The following is a 20,932-nucleotide window of genomic DNA, read 5'->3' as shown; positions in this document are numbered from 1 at the left end:
TTTTGATAAATTCTAAAAAAAACACGGTGCTTACTACTGAAAATTTAGCCATCGGTTATCAATCAAAAAAAGAACAAAATATTGTTCTTTCAGCCATTGATTTAACAATAGAACAGGGAAAATTTGTAGCGCTTTTAGGTAAAAATGGCGCAGGAAAATCAACTTTATTGCGTACGCTTTCTAATATTCAAAAACCATTAAAAGGCAGCGTTAAAATTAATCAGAAAAACATTTTAGACTATTCATTTCAAGAATTAGCAACCACTTTAAGTTTGGTTTTAACCGAGCGTTTACCTGAAAGCCAACTAACTGTTTTTGAATTAATTGCCTTAGGAAGACAGCCTTATACCAATTGGATTGATAGCTTAACACATAGCGATATTGACAAAATTAATTGGGCAATTGATCAAACTGATATTGCGCATTTAAAAAATAAACCCTTTTACCAATTAAGCGACGGGCAATTACAACGCGTTCTTATTGCACGTGCTTTAGCCCAAGATACCGACCTTATTATTTTAGATGAACCCACCGCACATTTAGACATTCATCACACCTTTAAGGTGTTTTCGTTGTTAAAAAAATTAGTCAAACAAACAGGTAAAACTATTATTATTTCTACCCATCAAGTAAATATTGCCATTCAACTTGCCGACGAATTTATTTTACTTGCCGATACACAAATTTATTGCGGAAATTCGCAAGAATTAATCAAAAAAAACGCTTTTGATTCGCTATTTCCTAAAGAACTTATCAGTTTTAACAAAACATTAAAACAATTCATTATAAAGAATAATTAAATTTGACCTTTGGTAATAATTATTGTTACTGAACACAAACCTATAAAAAACCCTTTATTTATTGATGAAAAAATTACTTTACATAGCAAGTACAATTGTGTTTACAGCCTGTGGAAGCACAAAAGAAACAGCAAGTATCGAAATTGATAAAACCATAGATTATGCTGATAAATTTGCAAAAACAATTACTGCAAAAGATTTAGCAAAGCATTTATTTATCTATGCTTCGGATGAATTTGAAGGACGAAATACCGGAGAACCTGGGCAAAAGAAAGCGGTAAAATATTTAAAAGATTTTTATATAACCCAACAAATTAAATCACCTTTAGGTGGTAGCAATTATTTTCAAGAAGTGCCTAGTGCTTTTTTAAGCAAAAACAGGTATGACTTGGTATTAAAAGATTCTGAAAACGTGCTTGCCTTTATTAAAGGTTCTGAAAAGCCTGATGAAATTATTATTATTTCGGCACATTTAGACCACGAAGGTATTAAAGACGGACAAATTTACAACGGTGCTGATGATGACGGTTCGGGTACAGTAGCAATATTAGAAATTGCAGAAGCCTTTAAAAAAGCAGCTGATGCTGGTAAAGGACCTAAACGTTCTGTTTTATTTTTACATGTAACAGGCGAAGAAAAAGGTTTATTAGGATCAAAATATTATAGCGAAAATCCTATTTTCCCTTTAAAAAATACCGTTACCGATTTAAATATTGATATGATTGGGCGTGTTGACAAAGCACACAAAGAAACACCTAATTACGTTTATTTAATTGGTGCCGATAAATTGAGTACAGAGTTGCACAACATCTCTGAGGCAATGAATAAAAAATACACCAATATTGCCTTAGATTATACGTATAATGATGAAAATGACCCAAATCGTTTTTACTATCGTTCAGATCATTATAATTTTGCAAAGCATAATATTCCTGTTATTTTTTACTTTAACGGAACCCATGAAGACTACCACAAACCAACCGATACTGCCGATAAAATTAACTACGAACTATTAGAAAACAGAACGCGTTTGGTTTTTTATACAGCTTGGGAAATTGCCAATCGTGAAAATCGTTTAACTGTCGATAAAATAGCTAAAAAATAAATAACATCTATTTTTTTACCTAAAAAAAACGCATCAATTTGATGCGTTTTTACTTTTTTAATAAAGCCATAATTTTCTTCAATTTGCTTTTTTAAGCCTACTGAAAAACACGTTTTATAAAAATTTATTACTTCAAATTACATCTAAAATTTAAAAAATGAACAAAATAAAAGGAATGATATTCGTTTCTATAGGAGCAGCTAGTTATGGTATTTTAGCAACTATTATTAAATTAGCCAATCATAATAATTTTGGTACAGCGGGGCTTACTTTTTTGCAATATCTTTTTGGGGTACTTGTTTTAAGTATCGCTACTTTTGTTATTAATACGAAATCAAAAAAAACTATTTCAACAACAAATACAGTAAACCAAACAGCCATATCAACAGTAAAGTACCCGAAGTTAAAATTGATTTTTTTTGGAACTTCTTTAGGGCTTACTAGTAGTTTTTATTATTTATCAATACAATATGTTCCTGTTTCTGTAGGGATTATTCTGTTAATGCAAACAGTTTGGATGGGCATCCTTTTAGAGTTTTTTATCGATAGAAAACTTGTTTCAAAAGCAAAAATAATAGGTTCAATAATGGTATTACTAGGTACTTTATTAGCCTCAAAAGTTTTTGAAAGTGATTTTAATTTAAATTTTATGGGGTTTTTATACGGCTTTTCGGCAGCCATATTTTATACTGCTTCTATGTATGCTTCTAATAAAATTTCGTTAGAATTACCAAGTTTAACTAGAAGTAAGTATTTAGTATATGGAGGTTTTTTAGCAATCCTTATTTTTTGGAATTTTCAAATTATTGAAGAAGTAAATTCCGTAGAAATACTAAAATGGGGAATGGTTTTAGGCTTGTTTGGTACCGTATTACCTCCTATTTTATTTAGCAAAGGTGTGCCCGCAATTGGTAACGGATTAACAAGTATTATTGCCGCTTTAGAAATACCTATTTCGGTTTTAAGTGCTTTTTTAATACTAAATGAACAGATTGGTTTTTTACAAGGTGTTGGTATTGTTATTATCCTTGCCACAATATTATTTATTAATGTTAAAAAGAAAAAATAGAAAATAGAAAAACCTGAAACTTCGTAAAAATGCCTAGCCCCGATTGAAGCATTTGTTTGAGCTCCTTTTTTGATTTTTTTCAAAAAAGAGCGAGTGCGGAAAGCGGGAAATAGCTCCAAAAAACAATACCTTTACTTATACAAACAGTTTATAAAAATGGAAGATTTAACAAATAAAAAAGCCATCATTACTGGTGGAAGTAGAGGATTAGGAAAGGCAACCGCAATCGCTTTTGCTCAAAAAGGAATACACGTTGCCATTACAGGTAGAAACGAAAAACGATTGCAAGAAACCGTTGCCGAATTAAAATCATACGGAATTGATGCTATCTATACCGTTTTTGATGTTGGTAATTATGAGCAAGTTCAAAAAGGAATCAAAGAAATTATTGACACCTTTAAAACCGTTGATATTTTAGTAAATAATGCAGGAATTGCAGCCTTTGGAACTTTTAACGAGATGAAAGTTTCAGATTGGACGCAAATTATACAAACCAATTTAATGGGAATGTATTATGTTACTAAAGAGGTTTTACCGTATTTAATCGAAAAAAATCAAGGTGATATTATTAACATTGCTTCTACTGCTGGTTTGAGTGGAAATGCGACAACCTCAGCCTATTCAGCCTCTAAATTTGCGGTTATTGGAATGTCGGAATCGTTAATGAAAGAAGTTCGTAAAAATAATATTCGTGTTTGCACGCTTACCCCGAGTACGATTGCTTCCGATATGTCTTTAGAATTAGGAATTACTGACGGAAATGTTGAAAAAGTGTTACAACCTGAAGATTTTGCCGAATTAATTGTTGCTGGTCTAACTTTACCAAGAAGAGCAATGTTAAAAGGCGCTTCTTTATGGTCAACAAATCCATAATTTAGATAATTTTTAATAGGCGTTTTCTTATTAATTTATCAGATAAATAATAAGAAAACGCTTTTTTTGATGAAATATTTATTTTTTAAATAAAGAACTTATTTTTTTTAAAATCCCCAAATCTTCTTTACTTTCTACTTTAGAAGTTAATTCTGAAACAGCATTTCCTTGAATATCATTAGTGTTTTTAACATATTTTTCTTGATGACTTTCTTTATAAGAATGTGCTTTCAAAATATCTGCTACTTGACTTTTATACTTAACACCTTTTTCTTTATCTACCTGATAAATATAATTGGCATATCCGTCAATTTCTGCTAAAACATTCAATCCGCCGTTCCATGTTTTACCTGCGATACCTTCTTTTTCAATTTGATATAACAATGCTCTAAAACGTTTTAATGATTTTTTATTGATATTCAATTTTTCATTCACCACAATACCTGTTACTTCCTGTCGTTGATTTCGCTTCATTATTTTAAGCTTATCAGGATGTAAATTAAAGTTTTCTTCGGATATAATTTTTTTAGAATATTTTAATATCGCTGTAATGTGTTTAAATTGTGCTTGATTTCCTGAAAAAGTAGTATCATCTACATATCGAGAATAGGCAAAACCATATTTTTTAGCCAAACCATCTAATCGGTAATCCATTTTACGACATAAAATATTGGTTATTGCAGGGCTACAAGGCGAACCTTGTGGTAAAAAACGTTCTCCTCTTTGTGAAAAATAATTTTCTCCTAATAAAGAAATATCTAAAATTTTAGATTCTGAACATAACAATGAAAAAATAACTGCTAATTGTTCTGAATATCCTAAAGATTTAAAAACGCCTTTTATTCTTTTATAAGTAACCGAAGGAAAAAAGTTTTTCAAATCTTGATTAATAACAACCGCTTTATCTACGTGAGGCGCTGCATTACTAACAATTGAACGTTCTTTTACACAACCATGCGCCTTATCGTGAACAATTACTTTATTTAAAATATTTTCTAGAATAAAATGTTGCGCTCTTTTCAAACGAGGCATTGGCGCAGAAATTAAACGATATCCGCCTGATTTTTTAGCAACTTTAAAACGTTTGTAGTGTTCAATTTGTGAGTTTTTTCTTGAAAAAGCTAAAAACCGAAGTTCATTTACCGTTATTTTCATAGCCTCAGCTAAATCTTTTACCGAATGATAAATTGGTAAACCAGCTTCTTTGAGTCTTACCTCATCTATTTGAGTATCGTTTAACTGATGAGAATAACCAGCACCTAAATAAGTAATATCTTCTTTTTTAGTTTGCTGCCATTTTTCGGCTTTTTCCTTACGGATTTGCTCTCTTTTAAGCTTAGTTTCTTTTTGTTTTTCTTTTGATAACTTCTTTCGCTCTTTGTGTTTATTGGCGATAAAAGCATCGGTATCTTTTATTAATCTTTCCTTTTTTACAAGTTTTGATAAATCACCCGATAGGGCATTTTCTTCTTTTAAAAAGGCGTTTACTTTTTCGAAATTTACTTTATCATCTCCCCAAAAACCTAATCGTTTCATTTCTGAAAGAATAAATTCATGTTTTGATGATTCTTTAATTTTGTCGTAAATCTCTTGTTTTCTCGTAGCTGAATTATCCATAAAACAAAAAAGAGGTAGCAATAAGATGTATATTTTATTTTTTCCCTTCGTACAATTCTAAAGACTGAATTGAACAACTCCAGTGAAATAGGTACTATAGTGCTATTTCACTTCGAAGAAGTTTAACCGGAAATGGCATTATAGTACCTATTTCACAAGTTAAGTTCGAGTCAGTGACGCGTTGGGTGTCTGTAAGCTAGATTGGCGATACACCAATCAAATTGCAAGGTTGTTATCTTATTACTACCAAGGTTTAAATATATTAATTTTTTTTATCAAAAGCAATTCTTGTGGCTAAAATATGTTCACAAGGTCCTTTTGTCATTTTATTTTGATGATAATAACTGCAAACACACTTAGCATCAACAATTTGAAGGTCGTTGTTAATAAGTACACTTGTCTTATAATTATTACTTACTGTCGCATTTATCGTTATATTATTGCCATCAATAGTTGTTTTTAAGTTTTCAACAGCGCCTGATTCCATCAATTCATAGGCTGTTTTATCAATTTCATTAGAAAAACGTAAGCTATCTAAATCGATTCCATCTTTTTTTAATTCCCGAATTCGATATACATTATTCTTTAAATCGTACACTACTTTTCCTGCTTGTGCAAAAGTTTGTAACGATTGCGTTACAATTGTTTTATCTAATCCTAAATTATTCGCTAAATTAGTAGGAGTATTTAACCAATCTTTTCGCAATTCCAAATAAATAGTTTGCATGGTTGTAGCAGGAACTTGTCCTCTTGGCGAAAGCAAATCTAAATTAGTTGTCTGCGTCCAATCATTGGCTGTCCATCCAGATAATCCTAATGTAAAATACATATCATTTGCCAAATGTGCGATATAAAAAGAAGGCATACCGCTACCTAATAAATGAACTGTAAATTTAGTAGTAACTGGCAGTAATCGTTCTAAAAGTGTTATTCTTCTTCTTCCCCAAACTCTTATTTCCTTTTCTTGATCACCTTCATATATAGATTGTAAACAAGCTACTTCAATATTCCAAGGTTCAAAAACAGCAATAATAGGTTTACCAGGTTTTAAAATATATTTTATCGCCCTTGGTCCTTTCTTCTCTTTGTGTCTTTTTAATACGGATATAAAATTAGCAATATCCACAGGATGCAAATCAAAAGATACTTTATCGCTTGTCATGGCACTACTTACTTGTAAAAAACCACGAACCCAACTATCAGGCAAATCAATTTTTACTTCTCTGTAGGTGTCTTCTCCTGTTGTTTTTACATCAAAACCCTTCGGATCAACTTTAAATTCGGTTTCTTTATAAGTTCTTATTTTTTGAAACTCATTATATAACGCCTTAGAATAATCAATGTTGGTTGTTCCACATTTAAACTCATTTATATTTTTAAAGACATCGTAACCACAAGATAATTTCCCGTAAACAGATTCATCTTGACTAAAACATTCAAAAAATACTTGATCTGGATGTACTGTAATAACAGGATCTAAAACAAACCAAGCAGCATAATCTCGTTTATATAAATAATTAAAATATTTTCGTTGCGCATCATAAAAAGGCTTTGTAATTTCTTCTCTTTTTGAACGTAATTTTTTTAATTTTTCTTGAACTTCTCTAACCTCTTCTTTTAGCCCAGATAATTCTGCTGTTGCATCTGCAATCCATACTTCTTCCTGACCTTTTAACCAAGCTAAATATTCAGTATTATCTTTAGGTTGAAAATTAAAATCGGCAATTACTACATGATGTAAGGCTGAAATAGCTTCTCTAAAAGGAATTTTCTTATCTAGGCTTCCTACAAAATACGTAGGTTCTCTTAATACATCTGGTGCAAAACTTACGCCTGTAGATGCAATTCCGTTATTAACAGTACTATTGCCACTATATTTAAAATTAAACTTCATTCTTTTTCTTACGCTTATTTAATTAATAACGGTATTTCTACATCTGTATATATTTCAGAAATAATGATTAAAATATCTATAATTTTATCTTTATCAATGGCTGTTTTTGTATCTAAAATAGCTGTTAAAACTCTTACGGTCATTACAGCGATTTCTTTATATTTTTTCGATTGATTTTCTAAAAAAGAATACACTCTTGTTTTTGTAGCTCTGTTAGTATTTATATAAAACAAGGTTGTTTTAAAATAATCTTCTAATTGTAAGATAACTTTTATATTATCCGAAGCATATCCTTCTAAATAATTAGTCACAAAAAACTGCATACTTTTCGTTGGATGTTCTTGTAAACTAACAAGTAACGGCAATCCTTTTTCTTCTGAAAAATGCGTTGTAATTAGGCTTCTACCTAAATGCTGTACTTGGTCTTTTATATGATCACATACATATAATAGTAATGCGACTGTCCAATTTTTAGGTTTAATATGAGTTCTAAAATAAGCATCAGCCCAATCGATAACATCTTGCCAATTCGTATTAAAAATAGGCAATGCTTCTTCTAATTCGTAATTTACTCTGGCTACGTTATTTTTGAAATAATCATGTAATTGTGTTCTCACAGAAAACACATCACTATGTGCTAAACGTACTAATTCAGACATTTTTAAATTATTCATGTCTACTCTTCTTTCAAAAAGTGGCGTTCCTAACTTCTGTGCAAATTCATGTTTTGATAAAATTAATGCTATTATTTCTTCTTCGGATACTACCTCTTTTTGAGTTCCGTAAAATTGTATTAAAATATTAAAACAATTTTGATGTAAACCCTCATACGTTTCATCTTCTGTTAAAGAAGCTAGTAATTTTTTACGTAAATACTCTTTAAATTCTTCATCTAAATGAATTAATTTACGAATTGTTGGTTGTATTGCTTTTCTAACGGCTTCATGTTCTGAAAAACAAAAACGAATAATATCTTGTTTATTTTCTAATAAAAATTCATCAGGAAAATATGCTAAAAGTTCAATACCTGCAGTTCTTAAAACCGCTTCATCTGAAGTAATATATTCTTTATAAGTATCTTTAAAAAGTTCGTAAACAGATGTAGTATTATGTTTTGCTAAATTGATTGCAAATAACTGATTTGTTACAGAACTTGAAGCCGATAAACTGACAATATATTGAGCAGATGTAGCACTTAATAATTTTCCAAAAAATGTATTTCCGATTAAATTATTAACCGAAATTAAAAAATCAGCAGTATAATTAGATGATTCATCAAACAATGTTATTAAATCATCTATAAATATCGGCGTATTATACGCTACTCTATTTTGATACAAATTACTTAAATAATCAATAACTAAAACCTCATCAGTAAGTAATAATTTTGTTACTAAAGAAGTACTTGATAAATACGAAGCTTCATATTTACCCAACCATTTTATTCCTAATTCAACAGCTTTTTTATTTTTTGAGGATACTAAAATCAATAAAATATCTTCAGACGCTTGTGTTGTTGCATATTTTTGTTCTAAAACCTCAGCTATTAAATCTAATACCTTCGGATGATAATGTCGTATTAATTTTGCTAATATTTCTTCGGATAAATTTTCTAAAAAATGTGGATTTTCTTTTATAATTTTTAACGAAAAATCAACAGCAATACTACTTTTTGCATTGGCAAGAATATATAATACTTCGGATGGTTTTTCATTCCAAACAGTTGGAAGAATATCTTCTCTTATAGTATTATCGGTAAGTTCATCAATATAAAACCATTTATTACCGATACATTTAAACCTTGTTGAATTTCCATATAAAATATACATCAAAGCTAAAAATTGATGGTATTTCGGATACTGTCTTTTTTCTAATTCATAACCAGTTTCCTGATTATAAACCCACTCACTAACTGTATTTTCAGGAGCTACATCTATCTGATCATTTAAAGAACATAATATCTCTTTAGCACATGCAATATACCCTTGTTGATTCTCTGTACTTAAGGTATATATTTTCTGATAGGTATTTTTATTAAAATAGTTTTTAGTTTTTCCTGAAAAAGCAATTCTTGGATTTGGTTTTTTCTTTTCTACGGATGCTTCTACCCAATTATATTCATCATCTATATTTGGATAATCAGAACTGTAAGTAGCGTTACTAATAGCAATTCGTTTAGATACTAAGGCAAAAAATTGAATATCATTTATAGCATAAGCCGCTCTATAAATATAACGTACAGATTTAAAAGTGTTTACTTTTAAAGGAATTTTCGCTATTATATCAAATAAAGTAGCTCTCTCCACATCATTATTATAGGAATGAATATACGCGTAAAACAATAACATTGAGTTTTTACTTCCTTCTCCTAAAAACTGTGTTGCTAAAGAATCTATTTCAGATTTTGTAATATGCTTTGCAACTTCGTTTTGTACTATTTTTATATTTGTAGCATTTCCATACTTTAAAATATAAGCTACGGAAATTCTAGCTCCAATAGTATTAAAAGTATCTTTTTTGAAGATTTTAATTGCATCTTCAACATAATTTGATTCATTAAAATCAATTAATACCGATAACGCATTGTACTGTTCAAATTTATCTGATGAATGAATAAATTGAGCTATTAATGGTATTGCTTCTTTTATTTTTAAAACACCAACTCTATTTATAATTCTAGATACTTTCCAATTTCGGGTATAAGTTCCTTTTAAAGCTTGATTTAGATACTTTAAAATAGTATCTTTTCGTGTAGTACTTTTTTCTTCTTTCTTCGGATTTTCAACTTCTTGAGTTGTTACTTGAATTTCTTCTGAATATCCTTTCTTTTCTTTACTTCCGACTAATTTATTGAAGATTTTCTCGGCTTCTTCATAAGATACAGGAAAAACAGTTTTTGTTCCTTCTCTTAAACTCGTGCCTCTTCTACCATATCTAAAGTTTACTATAAATAAATCTTGACTTTCACATAGGTCAACTTCATAAACTTTGTCTGATTTTTCATCTGAAAAATATAATTTCTTTTGTTTGATTAATTTCAAGGCTTAATTTTTTTTTAAGACTTTAAATATATAAATATTTTAGAAAATAATCATCTATTTGTTGTTTTTAACACGTATTTATCTTTTTCATAAAGTAAATACGTGTTAATTTTTTAATTTAAACCATTTTTAAGATTTATTAAAATAGCCTCTTTTAAGGAATCTTCTAAAAAAGAAATCGCTCTTTTACTTCGCATACCCGATTTACAATACACAATTACAGGTTTACTAGTATCAATTTCATTTAATCGGTCTGGTAATTCTACCAAACGAATATGCTGACCACCAATATGATGTTGTTCTCTTTCCCAATCTTCACGAACATCTAATAAATTATATTTTAATAAATCTACTTGTAATTCTTCGATTGTTATTTCATTTTCAGTAGCAATAATTCCGCAGAAAAAATCATAATTATCTTCTAATTTTGTAATAGCTCCTTCTGGCGTTTTTTCAAAATCTAAAACCATTTGACGCATTGTTAAGGTATCATACATCAATAATTTATTGGCTAAAACATCGCCAATTTCACAAATTATTTTAATCGCTTCATTTGCCTGAAAACTACCGATAATACCTGGTAAAACACCCAGAACACCAATTTGAGAACAATTTGGCGATTCATCAGGTTTTGGTGGCGTTGGATACAAACATCTGTAACTCGCACTGCCTTTATAATTAAAGACACTTACCTGTCCTTCAAACTTAAAAATTGCGCCATAAACCAATGGTTTTTGAGTAATTACAGCAGCATCGTTGCTTAAATAACGGGTTGAAAAATTATCACTCCCATCAACAATAACATCATATTGTTCAAATAATGAAATAGCATTTAATCGTGTTAATTTCTCCTTATAAACATTAAATTTCACAAACGGATTTAACTTTGATAATCGATTTTTGGCAGTTTCGGCTTTTGAAACTCCAATATCATCAACAGTATATAAAATTTGACGCTGTAAATTACTTTGCGAAACGTTATCATCATCAATAATCCCAATTGTACCAACACCTGCGGCGGTTAAATATTGCAATACCGGACAGCCTAATCCGCCAGCACCTATTACTAAAACTTTTGAATTTTTAAGTTTTAACTGCCCAACTGAACCTATTTTATCTAAAATAAGATGACGGTTATATTGTTTTTTTTCTTCTTTTGATAAGCTCATTTTCTTTTTTTAGATATAAATTAAATCACATAAATTATACAGATTCAAAATGCTCCCAGTCTTTCCAAACCACTTCTAAACCTTGACTTTTCAGCATTTTCACTACTTCTTCGGTACTTCTTTCATCTGAAATCTCAAACTGCTCTAATGATTGTGGCGCTACGGCATATCCTCCAGGATTTGTTTTTGATTCTGCACTGATAGAAGTTGTCCCTAAATTTACGATATTATTTCTAAAAACTTCACTTTCTCTTGTTGACATTGACAGTTCAATATCTTGGTCTAACAAACGAAAAGCACACATTAATTGCACCAAATCGGCATCTGTCATTTCTACTTTTGGTTCTAAACCTCCCGAATGTGGTCGTAACCTGGGAAAGGAAATAGAATACTTTGTTTTCCAATATGTTTTTTGGAGATATTTTAAATGCAATGCGGTAAAAAAACTATCGGCACGCCAATCTTCTAATCCGAATAAAGCACCCAATCCTATTTTATGAATTCCTGCTTTTCCTAACCTGTCGGGCGTATCTAAACGGTAATCAAAATTAGATTTTTTCCCCTTCGGATGATGCTTTTTATACTCCTCTCTGTGGTAGGTTTCCTGATACACCAACACCGCATACAATCCCGCTTCAATTAACGATTCATATTCTGCTTGATCTAAAGGTTGAACTTCGATCGTAATATTTGAAAATTGCGAACGAATTAACGCAATCGCATTTTTAATATAATCTACGCCCACCGTTCTATTCGCTTCACCGGTAACTAACAAAATATGGTCGTAGCCTTTATCTTTCAAAAAAGCGACTTCTTTTAAAATTTCAGCGTCTAATAAAGTACGTCTAGGTATTTTATTGGTCATACTAAACCCACAATAGGTACAAATATTCTGACACTCGTTACTCAAATACATGGGCGCATACATCTGTATGGTATTCCCAAAACGTTTTTTAGTAAGCGAGCTACTTTTTTGAGCCATTTGCTCAATATAAGGGCGTGCCGCAGGCGATATTAATGCTTTAAAATCCTCTAAATCTAATTTTTCTTTAGATAACGCATTTTCTACCTCAACAGCGGTTTTTCCGAAGATACTTTGTAGGCTTTCATCCCAATTATAGGTATCGAAAAGTTCTTTAAAATGACTCATTATTTAGTTTAAAAAGATTTAATTTAAAAAACTCGTTAACGGGCTACTTGCTACTGCTTGTTTTTGAACAGGCGCTAATTTTGCTTCGTACGCCATTCTCCCCGCTTCAACAGCCATTTTGAATGCTTTTGCCATTGCCACAGGATTTTGAGAAACCGCAATTGCTGTATTTACTAAAACAGCATCGGCGCCTAATTCCATGGCGTATGCAGCGTGCGATGGTGCGCCAATACCAGCATCCACAATTACAGGAACGTTAGATTGTTCTATAATTATCTCTAAAAAATCAGCTGTTTTCAAGCCTTTATTACTTCCAATCGGTGCGCCTAATGGCATCACACATTGTGTTCCAACCTCTTCTAAACGCTTACATAAAACAGGATCGGCATGAATATAAGGCATCACTACAAAACCTTTTTTAACCAATTCTTCAGCAGCTTTTAAGGTTTCGATAGCATCGGGTAATAAATACCTCGGGTCGGGATGAATTTCTAATTTAACCCAATTTGTTTCTAATGCTTCTCTTGATAATTCAGCCGCAAAAACAGCTTCTTTTGCCGTTCTAACACCCGATGTATTTGGTAATAAATTTATATGAGGCTGTTTTAAATGAATTAAAATATCATCCTCTTTATTTTGAACATCTACTCTTTTTAAAGCCACCGTTATCAATTCACTTTCACAGGCTAACAATGCTTCTTTCATTAATTTTGAAGAACTAAACTTACCTGTTCCAGTGAATAATCGCGATGTAAATTCTTTAGCTGCTATTTTTAATGTTTTGTTCATTTTCACTTTAATTTTTCACTTTAATTTTCACTTTAATTTTCACTTTAATTTTGATAACTATTTATCATCCATTTTATACACTTGCTCTTGCGTGCTTGGCGAACTTAAAATTTTATGAAAAACAGGAATACTCGTAAAGTCGCGGGTAATAGCTCCTGATGCAGCAACCCCATAAATACCTGCTTGTACAATTGGAGCAACGTCATCTAAAGTGATGCCTCCAATTGCAATTATTGGTGTTTGAGTTTTTAATTCCTCTATGATTTTTTTATAGCCATCTACTCCTAAAACAGGGCTTAAATTCTTTTTAGTTTCTGTAAAACGAAAAGGACCTAAACCGATATAATCTACTTTTTTATCTAGTAAAACTTTACACTCTTCTAAGGTGTTTGCGGTTCCGCCAATGCTATAAAATTTCCCTAAATACGCACGTACTTTTAATGGGCAGTCATCTTTTTTACCTAAATGAACACCATCTGCATTTACTTCTTTTGCTACTTTGTAGTAATCGTTTATAATTAATCTTGTTTGATAATGAGCCGTTAATTCTCTAGCTTTCTTTGCAGTTTCTAAAATTGTTTTAGGATCAAAACCTTTTAATCGTAACTGTACCCATTCTGCCCCCGAAGCACATGCCGTTTGAATATGATCTAAATGGTCTTGTGCTGTTTCTCCTTGTGTTATATATTGTAATTTACTTATCATTTATTTTATAAATTAAGGTTATAATTAACGTTATAATTATGCGTTCCTAATAACGATTTATTTGAATTTAAAAATTGTTCTGTGTAATATTTGGTATTTTTACAAGCATCTTCTAACGAAAAATTTAAGGCTAAGTTAGCCGCTAAAGCGGATGATAAAACACAACCGCTACCGTGTTTTTGAAAAATAGAATCGGCTATCGGCGGAATCGTTAGTTTTGCTATTTTACCATAATAAACGGCATCCCATCCTTTTTTATCTTCGCTATGCCCTCCTTTTAAATAGATATTTGTTTTTTGGGATATAAAATTAATAGTTTCCTCAATATTTTTAATAGGAAACAAGGCTTTTATCTCATCGTAATTTGGTGTTACAAAATAACAGTTTTCCAGTACTTTTTCAAATACCTTTAAATTTTCTGTTTCATGAAACTCAAAGCCTGCACTTGCTTTCAAAATAGGATCTAACACAATTTTTATGCTAGGATTTAACTTTTTCAATGTCAGAACAACCGCTAATAAAACTTCCCACGATTCAATAATTCCTATTTTAACAACTGTAATTGTAAAACGTTCAAATACTGTTTCAATTTGCTGTAATATTACCTGTTCTTCAATCCAAATACAATTTTTGAAAGCGATATCATTTTGAACAGTAACCGCTGTACATACCGATAATCCATGTAAACCATGAGCTTCAAATGTTTTAATATCGGAAGTAATGCCCGCACCACTTGACGGATCAAGCCCAGCAATAGTGAGTATGTAATTTTGATTTTTCAAATTCAATGCTTTATTGTAATGAATCAAACTCTTTTTGAATCTTTTTAAAACTTTCTACAGCATTTTGTGAATTCCAAACACCTCCTAAAACACCAATTCCTTGAAAACCTAAAGCAAGCGTTTTTGATATAGTCTCACTTGTTATTCCGCCCATTCCAATAATTGTTTTATCAATATGATTCACATCAAAACCTCTTCCTTGGTATCCTTTTTTTGAGATAGATGAAAAAACAGGGCTTAGCAAATGATAATCAAATTCGATATCGCAATTAGCCAATTCTTCAGGCTCATGAAAAGAACTGCTCATGGTTTTACCTATCATTTGTAAACCTATAAAATAACGACTGCCGTTTTCTAGAGCATCACGTCTTTTTTGTTCTTGAAAATGAATACCTTTTAAAGAATATTCATTAACTAATTCGTGAAAATAATGTGTTACAATTTTGTTGTGATATTTTTCAGGTATCTGATTTAGGTAAACAATATGTTCTTGGTAATCTTTCGATGGTTTTCTTAAATGATAACACTCCAAACCTGCTTCAAATAATTGATGTAGTATTTGCATTTCATTTGCTACATCTTTTTCTGGAGATATAAGGACAATCATAGTGGTTTGATTTTTTGGATGCTTATTTTGGGCAAAAATAACCTAATTTATTCTTGAAACGGCAAATTACTTGCCTAGTAGTTTCTAATAATTACAGCATATTTTTTTTGGGTTAGGGATTGCAGTGGCATCCTTTTTTATTTTTTTTCAAAATAAAAAAGATATAACGGAAAGCCCGACTACGCCTTTTTTTAAGGCGTAGGAACCTCCTAATTCTTCTTCTTTTTTTACTTTCCCTTCTTCTTCTTTTTACTATATTTTTATAAATACACCTCTGATCCTTTTTCGATAAATTCTTTTGATTTCTCTTCAAAACCTTTTTTAATAACCTCATTATCTGTGGTTATTTTATTAACGGCTGCAAAATCACGCACTTCTTGCGAAATTTTCATAGAACAGAATTTTGGTCCACACATAGAACAAAAATGTGCAATTTTAGCACCCGCTGCTGGCAAAGTTTCATCGTGATATTCACGAGCACGTTCAGGATCTAATCCTAAATTAAATTGGTCTTCCCAACGAAATTCAAAACGCGCCATACTCAAAGCATCATCTCTATGCTGAGAACCTGGATGCCCTTTTGCTAAATCGGCAGCATGGGCTGCTAATTTATAAGTAATTACCCCTACTCTTACGTCTTCTTTATTTGGTAATCCTAAATGTTCTTTTGGTGTTACATAACACAGCATTGCACAGCCGTACCAACCAATCATAGCTGCTCCAATTCCTGAAGTAATGTGGTCGTAACCTGGTGCAATATCGGTTGTTAAAGGTCCTAAAGTATAAAAAGGAGCTTCGTCGCAAAGTTCAATTTGCTTCTCCATATTTTCTTTAATCATGTGCATTGGTACATGACCTGGTCCTTCAATAAAACACTGAACTTCGTGCCTTCGAGCTATTTGAGTTAACTCTCCCAAAGTTTCTAACTCCGCAAATTGTGCTTCATCATTGGCATCAGCTACTGAACCTGGGCGTAATCCATCGCCTAAAGAAAAGGCAACATCGTACTGTTTTAATATTTCACAAATATCTTCGAAATGCGTGTATAAAAAGCTTTCTTTATGATGCGCTAAACACCATTTTGCCATAATAGAACCCCCACGAGAAACGATTCCTGTAACACGTTTTGCGGTCATAGGTACATAACGCAACAAAACGCCTGCGTGAATGGTAAAATAATCTACTCCTTGCTCGGCTTGCTCGATTAACGTATCACGGAAAATTTCCCATGTTAAATCTTCGGCAACACCGTTTACTTTTTCTAATGCTTGATAAATTGGCACTGTTCCTACAGGTACCGGCGAGTTACGGATAATCCACTCACGAGTTTCATGAATATTTTCTCCTGTAGATAAATCCATAATATTATCAGCTCCCCAACGACAAGCCCAAACGGCTTTTTCTACTTCTTCTTCAATAGAAGATGTTACGGCTGAATTACCAATATTTGCATTTATTTTTACTAAGAAGTTACGCCCTAAAATCATAGGTTCTGCTTCTGGATGATTTATGTTTGATGGAATAATTGCACGACCTCTTGCAACTTCTGACCGTACAAATTCTGGTGTAATTTTATCAGGAATAGAAGCCCCAAAATGTTCTCCTTTGTGTTGTTTTGTAATTTCGGTCATTTCGTCTATTCGTTGATTTTCACGAATAGCGATATATTCCATTTCAGGAGTGATAATTCCTTTTTTAGCGTAATGTAATTGTGTTACATTCTGCCCTTTTTTAGCTCGTAAAGGTTTTTTTAACAACTTAAAACGCATATGATTTAAACGAATATCGTTTAAACGTTCGTTGCAATATTTTGAAGAAAACTGCGTTAATTGCTCTACATCGCCACGGTCTTTAATCCAAGGTTCACGGATTCTTTCAATACCTGCATGTACGTCAATTTCTTTAGCAGGATCAGTATATGGTCCTGAAGTATCGTAAACCGTTACCGGCTCGTTTGGTGTTTTCTTTTTGGTCATAGAATCTACCGTGTCACTTAACGAAATTTGACGCATCGCTACTTTAATTTGCGGATGAATTGTTCCGTTTACATAAATTTTCTGTGAATTCGGAAACGGTTGTCTTGTAATTCCGTCTTGTTTTGGTGCAGTGTCTTTGTTCTTCATTTGATAGGTAATTTTCTTTTTTTTAAACAAAAATCAACGTCAGCCTTAGCCTCCTTGGGTTGATTTTATAATTAAAATATCATCATTATCTTGAAGCAACCTGAAAGCCCAATCCGTTTTTTTAACCACACTGCTATTTATAGCAATAGCAATACCGTTGGTTTGAATTTTTAAATTTTCAACGAACTTTTGCAGTGTTTGGGTTTCTAAAATTTGATGTTCTTGTTGGTTTACTTGTATAGTAATCATATTTATAAAATATTACTGTAAACCAAAATGGTAGTATTTCGATGTAGTATCGAACATAACTTTTTCCTACGTTGGTATTAACCAAATCAGGTTCTAAGGATGTTTCTCAAACTAATTTAATAGCTACTCCTAAAGTTTACAAGGCAAATGTATTATTATTTTTGATAAAAAAAAGATTATAGCCTTTTATTTTGATAAAAAAACAAAAAGCACCAAACAGTAAAGTTTGATGCTTTTTTTAATAAATAAATTTCTTATTTATAATTTTTCAATGGTTTTTGCTACTTGTTGAAGTACATCAAAAGCGGTTTCTGCCATTTTATTTCCTTTTAAATCTAATAATGGATTTACTTCTACAAACTCAACACAAGCAACTTTTTTACTTGCTAATAATCCGTTGATAATTTGAACGATTTCTTTGTCGTCAAAACCTTTTGCAACAGGAGTTCCTGTTCCGTAAGAAATCATATCACAATCCATCGCATCTACATCAAAAGAAACATAAAGAATATCACAATCAGCTAATTTTTCTAGTGCTTCGTTTACACAAACTTCTAAACCTCTGTAACGAACCTCGGCAACCATATAATTTTTGATGCCGTATTTTTCCATCTGCTTTTCTTCAGGTTCTTCGGTATCTCTAACACCAAAAAACACAATATCTTCAGGCAATGCTTTCTGACCTGGTATTCCGATATTTTTCATTCTGTCCCATAAATCGGTAGTTTCTCTATCTACTTCATTTATTTGACAGTCTAAATTATCATCAGAAATTACAGCACCTAAAGGCATTCCGTGAATATTTCCTGAAGGAGATGTATATGGCGTATGTAAATCACCATGGGCATCAATCCAAATAACACCGACTCTTTTTGTTGGGTTTGCAGCTTTAACACCACTAATTGTACCTAATGCTGATGAGTGATCTCCTGATAAAACAATTGGGAAATTTCCTTCTTGTAAATTTACTTTTACATGATTACTAACTCTTTTACATTGGTTTAAAACACTGTTTATTTGCTTACCAAATGAGTTATTTTTTTTATCGTAAACAGATTCATTTTCTGTAATTACATCTTCAAAATCATAGCGATTAAAGAAATCGTTATTTTGATTAATTGCTGCAATTTCAATGGCATCAATTCCCATATCAGAACCACGTGTTCCGGCACCAATATCTGACCTATTTTTTATAATTTTTATGGTATTCATTTTCTTTGATCTTAAATTGTTAAATGCTACTACTTCACATAAAAAAGTGTCATTAATACGTCATTTTTGAATGATGTTTTTTAATGACACTTTTTATATAATTTTATTGATTACCTTTCGCTTACTTCTTTGAAAGGTCTAATGTTTTCTCCAACATACACTTGACGAGGACGTCCAATTGGTTCTTTTCCTAAACGCATTTCTCTCCACTGAGCAATCCATCCTGGTAAACGACCTAAGGCGAACATTACGGTAAACATTTCAACAGGTACACCCATTGCACGGTAAATTATTCCTGAATAGAAATCTACGTTTGGATATAATTTTCTATCAACAAAATAAGGATCACTTAACGCTTCTTCAGCCAATCCTTTTGCGATATCTAAAATAGGATCTTCAATTCCTAAATCGTTTAAAACCTCTTCGGCAGCAACTTTAATAATTTTTGCTCTTGGATCAAAGTTTTTATAAACACGGTGTCCGAATCCCATTAAACGGAACGGATCGTTTTTATCTTTGGCTTTTGCCATGTATTTTTTAGTATCTCCTCCATCAGCTTTAATTGCTTCTAACATTTCTAATACTGCTTGGTTTGCTCCACCGTGTAATGGTCCCCAAAGTGCAGAAATTCCTGCTGAAAGTGATGCAAATAATCCTGCGTGAGAAGAACCTGTAATTCTTACAGTAGATGTTGAACAGTTTTGTTCGTGATCGGCATGTAAGATTAATAATTTATTTAAAGCACTTACAATAACATCATTTTTTACATAATCTTTATTTGGTTGCTTAAACATCATTTTATAGGTGTTTTCTACATACCCTAAACTACAATCACCGTAATCTAACGGAAGCCCTTGTTTTTTACGCATTGTCCAAGCTACTAATACTGGAAATTTACCTAAAATTTTAACAATTGCATTGTACATTTCTTCTTCTGAATCTACATTTACAGATGAAGGATTAAATGCTGTTAACGCTGATGTTAATGATGAAATAACACCCATTGGATGTGCAGTTCTAGGAAATGCATCTACAATTTTTCTGATGTCTTCATCAACAATAGACTGCTCACAAATATCTTTTTTAAACTTTTCTAATTCTGTTTTTGTTGGTAATTCTCCAAAAATTAATAAGAAGGCAACTTCTAAGAAATCTGCTTTTTCAGCTAATTCTTCAATTGAATACCCTCTGTATCTTAAAATTCCTTTTTCACCATCTAAAAATGTAATCGCACTTAAACAAGAACCTGTATTTTTATATCCTGGATCAATTGTTATAACACCTTCAGATGCTCCTCTTAATGTTTTAATATCAATTGCAGTTTCGTTTTCTGTTCCTTTAATTAACGGGAATTCATACGTGTTATCACCAATTTGTAGTTTTGCTATATCTGCCATTTTTATCTTTATTTTTAAGTTGAAGTGAATTACAAATATACCATTTTTAAAAGTATTTTAAAACTAGCATTCAGCGTTTTTTAATAATCGTAAACACCGTATTATTCAGCATTTTTAGCCTAAAAAAAATTATGTTTTTACATTGATAAAATGCATCCTATAAAACTAAAAAACAATTAAATAGCTCTTTTTAAAAACACCATAAAGAATTCTTTTAAGTTTAGTAAAACACTGATATTAAATTTTTAAAAACATGGTTTTATTCTTTTATAACTAAAATGTGCTATAAAATAAAACGTCAGATTGTTTCTTTATTTTATTAATTCTGCATTTTTAAATAAATTATACTG

The 20,932-nt window shown here is 31.3% G+C and carries 17 protein-coding genes and 1 riboswitch; of the genes, 4 read left to right on the top strand and 13 right to left on the bottom strand.

Annotation, left to right across the window (positions count from 1 at the left end):
* Positions 1 to 2 precede the first annotated feature (2 nt).
* From DPIF8902391_RS01240 to DPIF8902391_RS01225, 4 genes are all read left to right on the top strand, one after another.
* On the top strand, positions 3 to 800 hold the full coding sequence (locus DPIF8902391_RS01240) for an ABC transporter ATP-binding protein (RefSeq protein ID WP_172504807.1): 798 nt from the start codon (positions 3 to 5) through the stop codon (positions 798 to 800).
* 64 nt (positions 801 to 864) lie between these two features.
* Positions 865 to 1,905, top strand: coding sequence for a M28 family metallopeptidase (locus tag DPIF8902391_RS01235; protein ID WP_172504806.1), 1,041 nt, complete (start codon positions 865 to 867; stop codon positions 1,903 to 1,905).
* Positions 1,906 to 2,062: 157 nt separating this feature from the next.
* Positions 2,063 to 2,974: an EamA family transporter gene (locus tag DPIF8902391_RS01230; RefSeq protein ID WP_172504805.1), complete on the top strand. Its 912-nt coding sequence runs from the start codon at positions 2,063 to 2,065 to the stop codon at positions 2,972 to 2,974.
* A gap of 156 nt (positions 2,975 to 3,130) precedes the next feature.
* Positions 3,131 to 3,847, top strand: coding sequence for a 3-ketoacyl-ACP reductase (locus DPIF8902391_RS01225; protein ID WP_058884694.1), 717 nt, complete (start codon positions 3,131 to 3,133; stop codon positions 3,845 to 3,847).
* 78 nt (positions 3,848 to 3,925) lie between these two features.
* On the opposite strand, the gene DPIF8902391_RS01220 is transcribed toward DPIF8902391_RS01225, so the two are convergent.
* The 13 genes from DPIF8902391_RS01220 to DPIF8902391_RS01160 all read right to left on the bottom strand — a co-directional run bounded on the left by DPIF8902391_RS01220 (position 3,926) and on the right by DPIF8902391_RS01160 (position 20,582).
* A complete protein-coding gene (locus DPIF8902391_RS01220) occupies positions 3,926 to 5,464 on the bottom strand; it encodes a reverse transcriptase family protein (RefSeq protein ID WP_172504804.1) in 1,539 nt (512 codons plus the stop codon).
* A gap of 262 nt (positions 5,465 to 5,726) precedes the next feature.
* Entirely contained in the window at positions 5,727 to 7,358 is a 1,632-nt protein-coding gene (locus tag DPIF8902391_RS01215; protein ID WP_172504803.1) for an SWIM zinc finger family protein, read from the bottom strand.
* A gap of 14 nt (positions 7,359 to 7,372) precedes the next feature.
* Entirely contained in the window at positions 7,373 to 10,399 is a 3,027-nt protein-coding gene (locus tag DPIF8902391_RS01210) for a WGR domain-containing protein (RefSeq protein WP_172504802.1), read from the bottom strand.
* A 113-nt stretch (positions 10,400 to 10,512) separates the two neighbouring features.
* Positions 10,513 to 11,568, bottom strand: coding sequence for a HesA/MoeB/ThiF family protein (moeB, locus tag DPIF8902391_RS01205; RefSeq protein WP_172504801.1), 1,056 nt, complete (start codon positions 11,566 to 11,568; stop codon positions 10,513 to 10,515).
* Between the two features lie 34 nt (positions 11,569 to 11,602).
* The gene (gene thiH / locus DPIF8902391_RS01200; protein WP_172504800.1) at positions 11,603 to 12,718 is read right to left on the bottom strand and encodes a 2-iminoacetate synthase ThiH; all 1,116 of its coding nucleotides are present in this window, start codon (positions 12,716 to 12,718) and stop codon (positions 11,603 to 11,605) included.
* Positions 12,719 to 12,736: 18 nt separating this feature from the next.
* A complete protein-coding gene (locus tag DPIF8902391_RS01195) occupies positions 12,737 to 13,507 on the bottom strand; it encodes a thiazole synthase (protein WP_172504799.1) in 771 nt (256 codons plus the stop codon).
* A gap of 57 nt (positions 13,508 to 13,564) precedes the next feature.
* A complete protein-coding gene (thiE, locus tag DPIF8902391_RS01190) occupies positions 13,565 to 14,212 on the bottom strand; it encodes a thiamine phosphate synthase (protein ID WP_058884687.1) in 648 nt (215 codons plus the stop codon).
* A 5-nt stretch (positions 14,213 to 14,217) separates the two neighbouring features.
* Positions 14,218 to 14,994, bottom strand: coding sequence for a hydroxymethylpyrimidine/phosphomethylpyrimidine kinase (locus DPIF8902391_RS01185; RefSeq protein WP_172504798.1), 777 nt, complete (start codon positions 14,992 to 14,994; stop codon positions 14,218 to 14,220).
* A gap of 10 nt (positions 14,995 to 15,004) precedes the next feature.
* On the bottom strand, positions 15,005 to 15,601 hold the full coding sequence (locus DPIF8902391_RS01180; protein ID WP_172504797.1) for a thiamine phosphate synthase: 597 nt from the start codon (positions 15,599 to 15,601) through the stop codon (positions 15,005 to 15,007).
* A gap of 260 nt (positions 15,602 to 15,861) precedes the next feature.
* Complete coding sequence (gene thiC / locus DPIF8902391_RS01175) at positions 15,862 to 17,724, bottom strand: phosphomethylpyrimidine synthase ThiC (protein ID WP_172504796.1); 1,863 nt, start codon at positions 17,722 to 17,724, stop codon at positions 15,862 to 15,864.
* Between the two features lie 45 nt (positions 17,725 to 17,769).
* Positions 17,770 to 17,973 carry a sulfur carrier protein ThiS gene (gene thiS, locus DPIF8902391_RS01170; RefSeq protein WP_058884684.1) on the bottom strand — a complete coding sequence of 68 codons (204 nt, stop codon included), beginning with the start codon at positions 17,971 to 17,973 and terminating at the stop codon, positions 17,770 to 17,772.
* A gap of 46 nt (positions 17,974 to 18,019) precedes the next feature.
* A riboswitch (TPP riboswitch) is annotated at positions 18,020 to 18,114 on the bottom strand.
* Positions 18,115 to 18,231: 117 nt separating this feature from the next.
* Entirely contained in the window at positions 18,232 to 19,185 is a 954-nt protein-coding gene (locus DPIF8902391_RS01165) for an arginase (protein ID WP_058884683.1), read from the bottom strand.
* Positions 19,186 to 19,295: 110 nt separating this feature from the next.
* Complete coding sequence (locus tag DPIF8902391_RS01160; RefSeq protein ID WP_058884682.1) at positions 19,296 to 20,582, bottom strand: citrate synthase; 1,287 nt, start codon at positions 20,580 to 20,582, stop codon at positions 19,296 to 19,298.
* Positions 20,583 to 20,932: the final 350 nt, after the last annotated feature.

Source organism: Tenacibaculum finnmarkense genomovar ulcerans (assembly GCF_900239495.1).
Lineage (GTDB): Bacteria > Bacteroidota > Bacteroidia > Flavobacteriales > Flavobacteriaceae > Polaribacter > Polaribacter ulcerans.
Note: the sequence above shows the minus strand (reverse complement) of the source record. Positions and strands in the feature narration are given on the sequence as shown.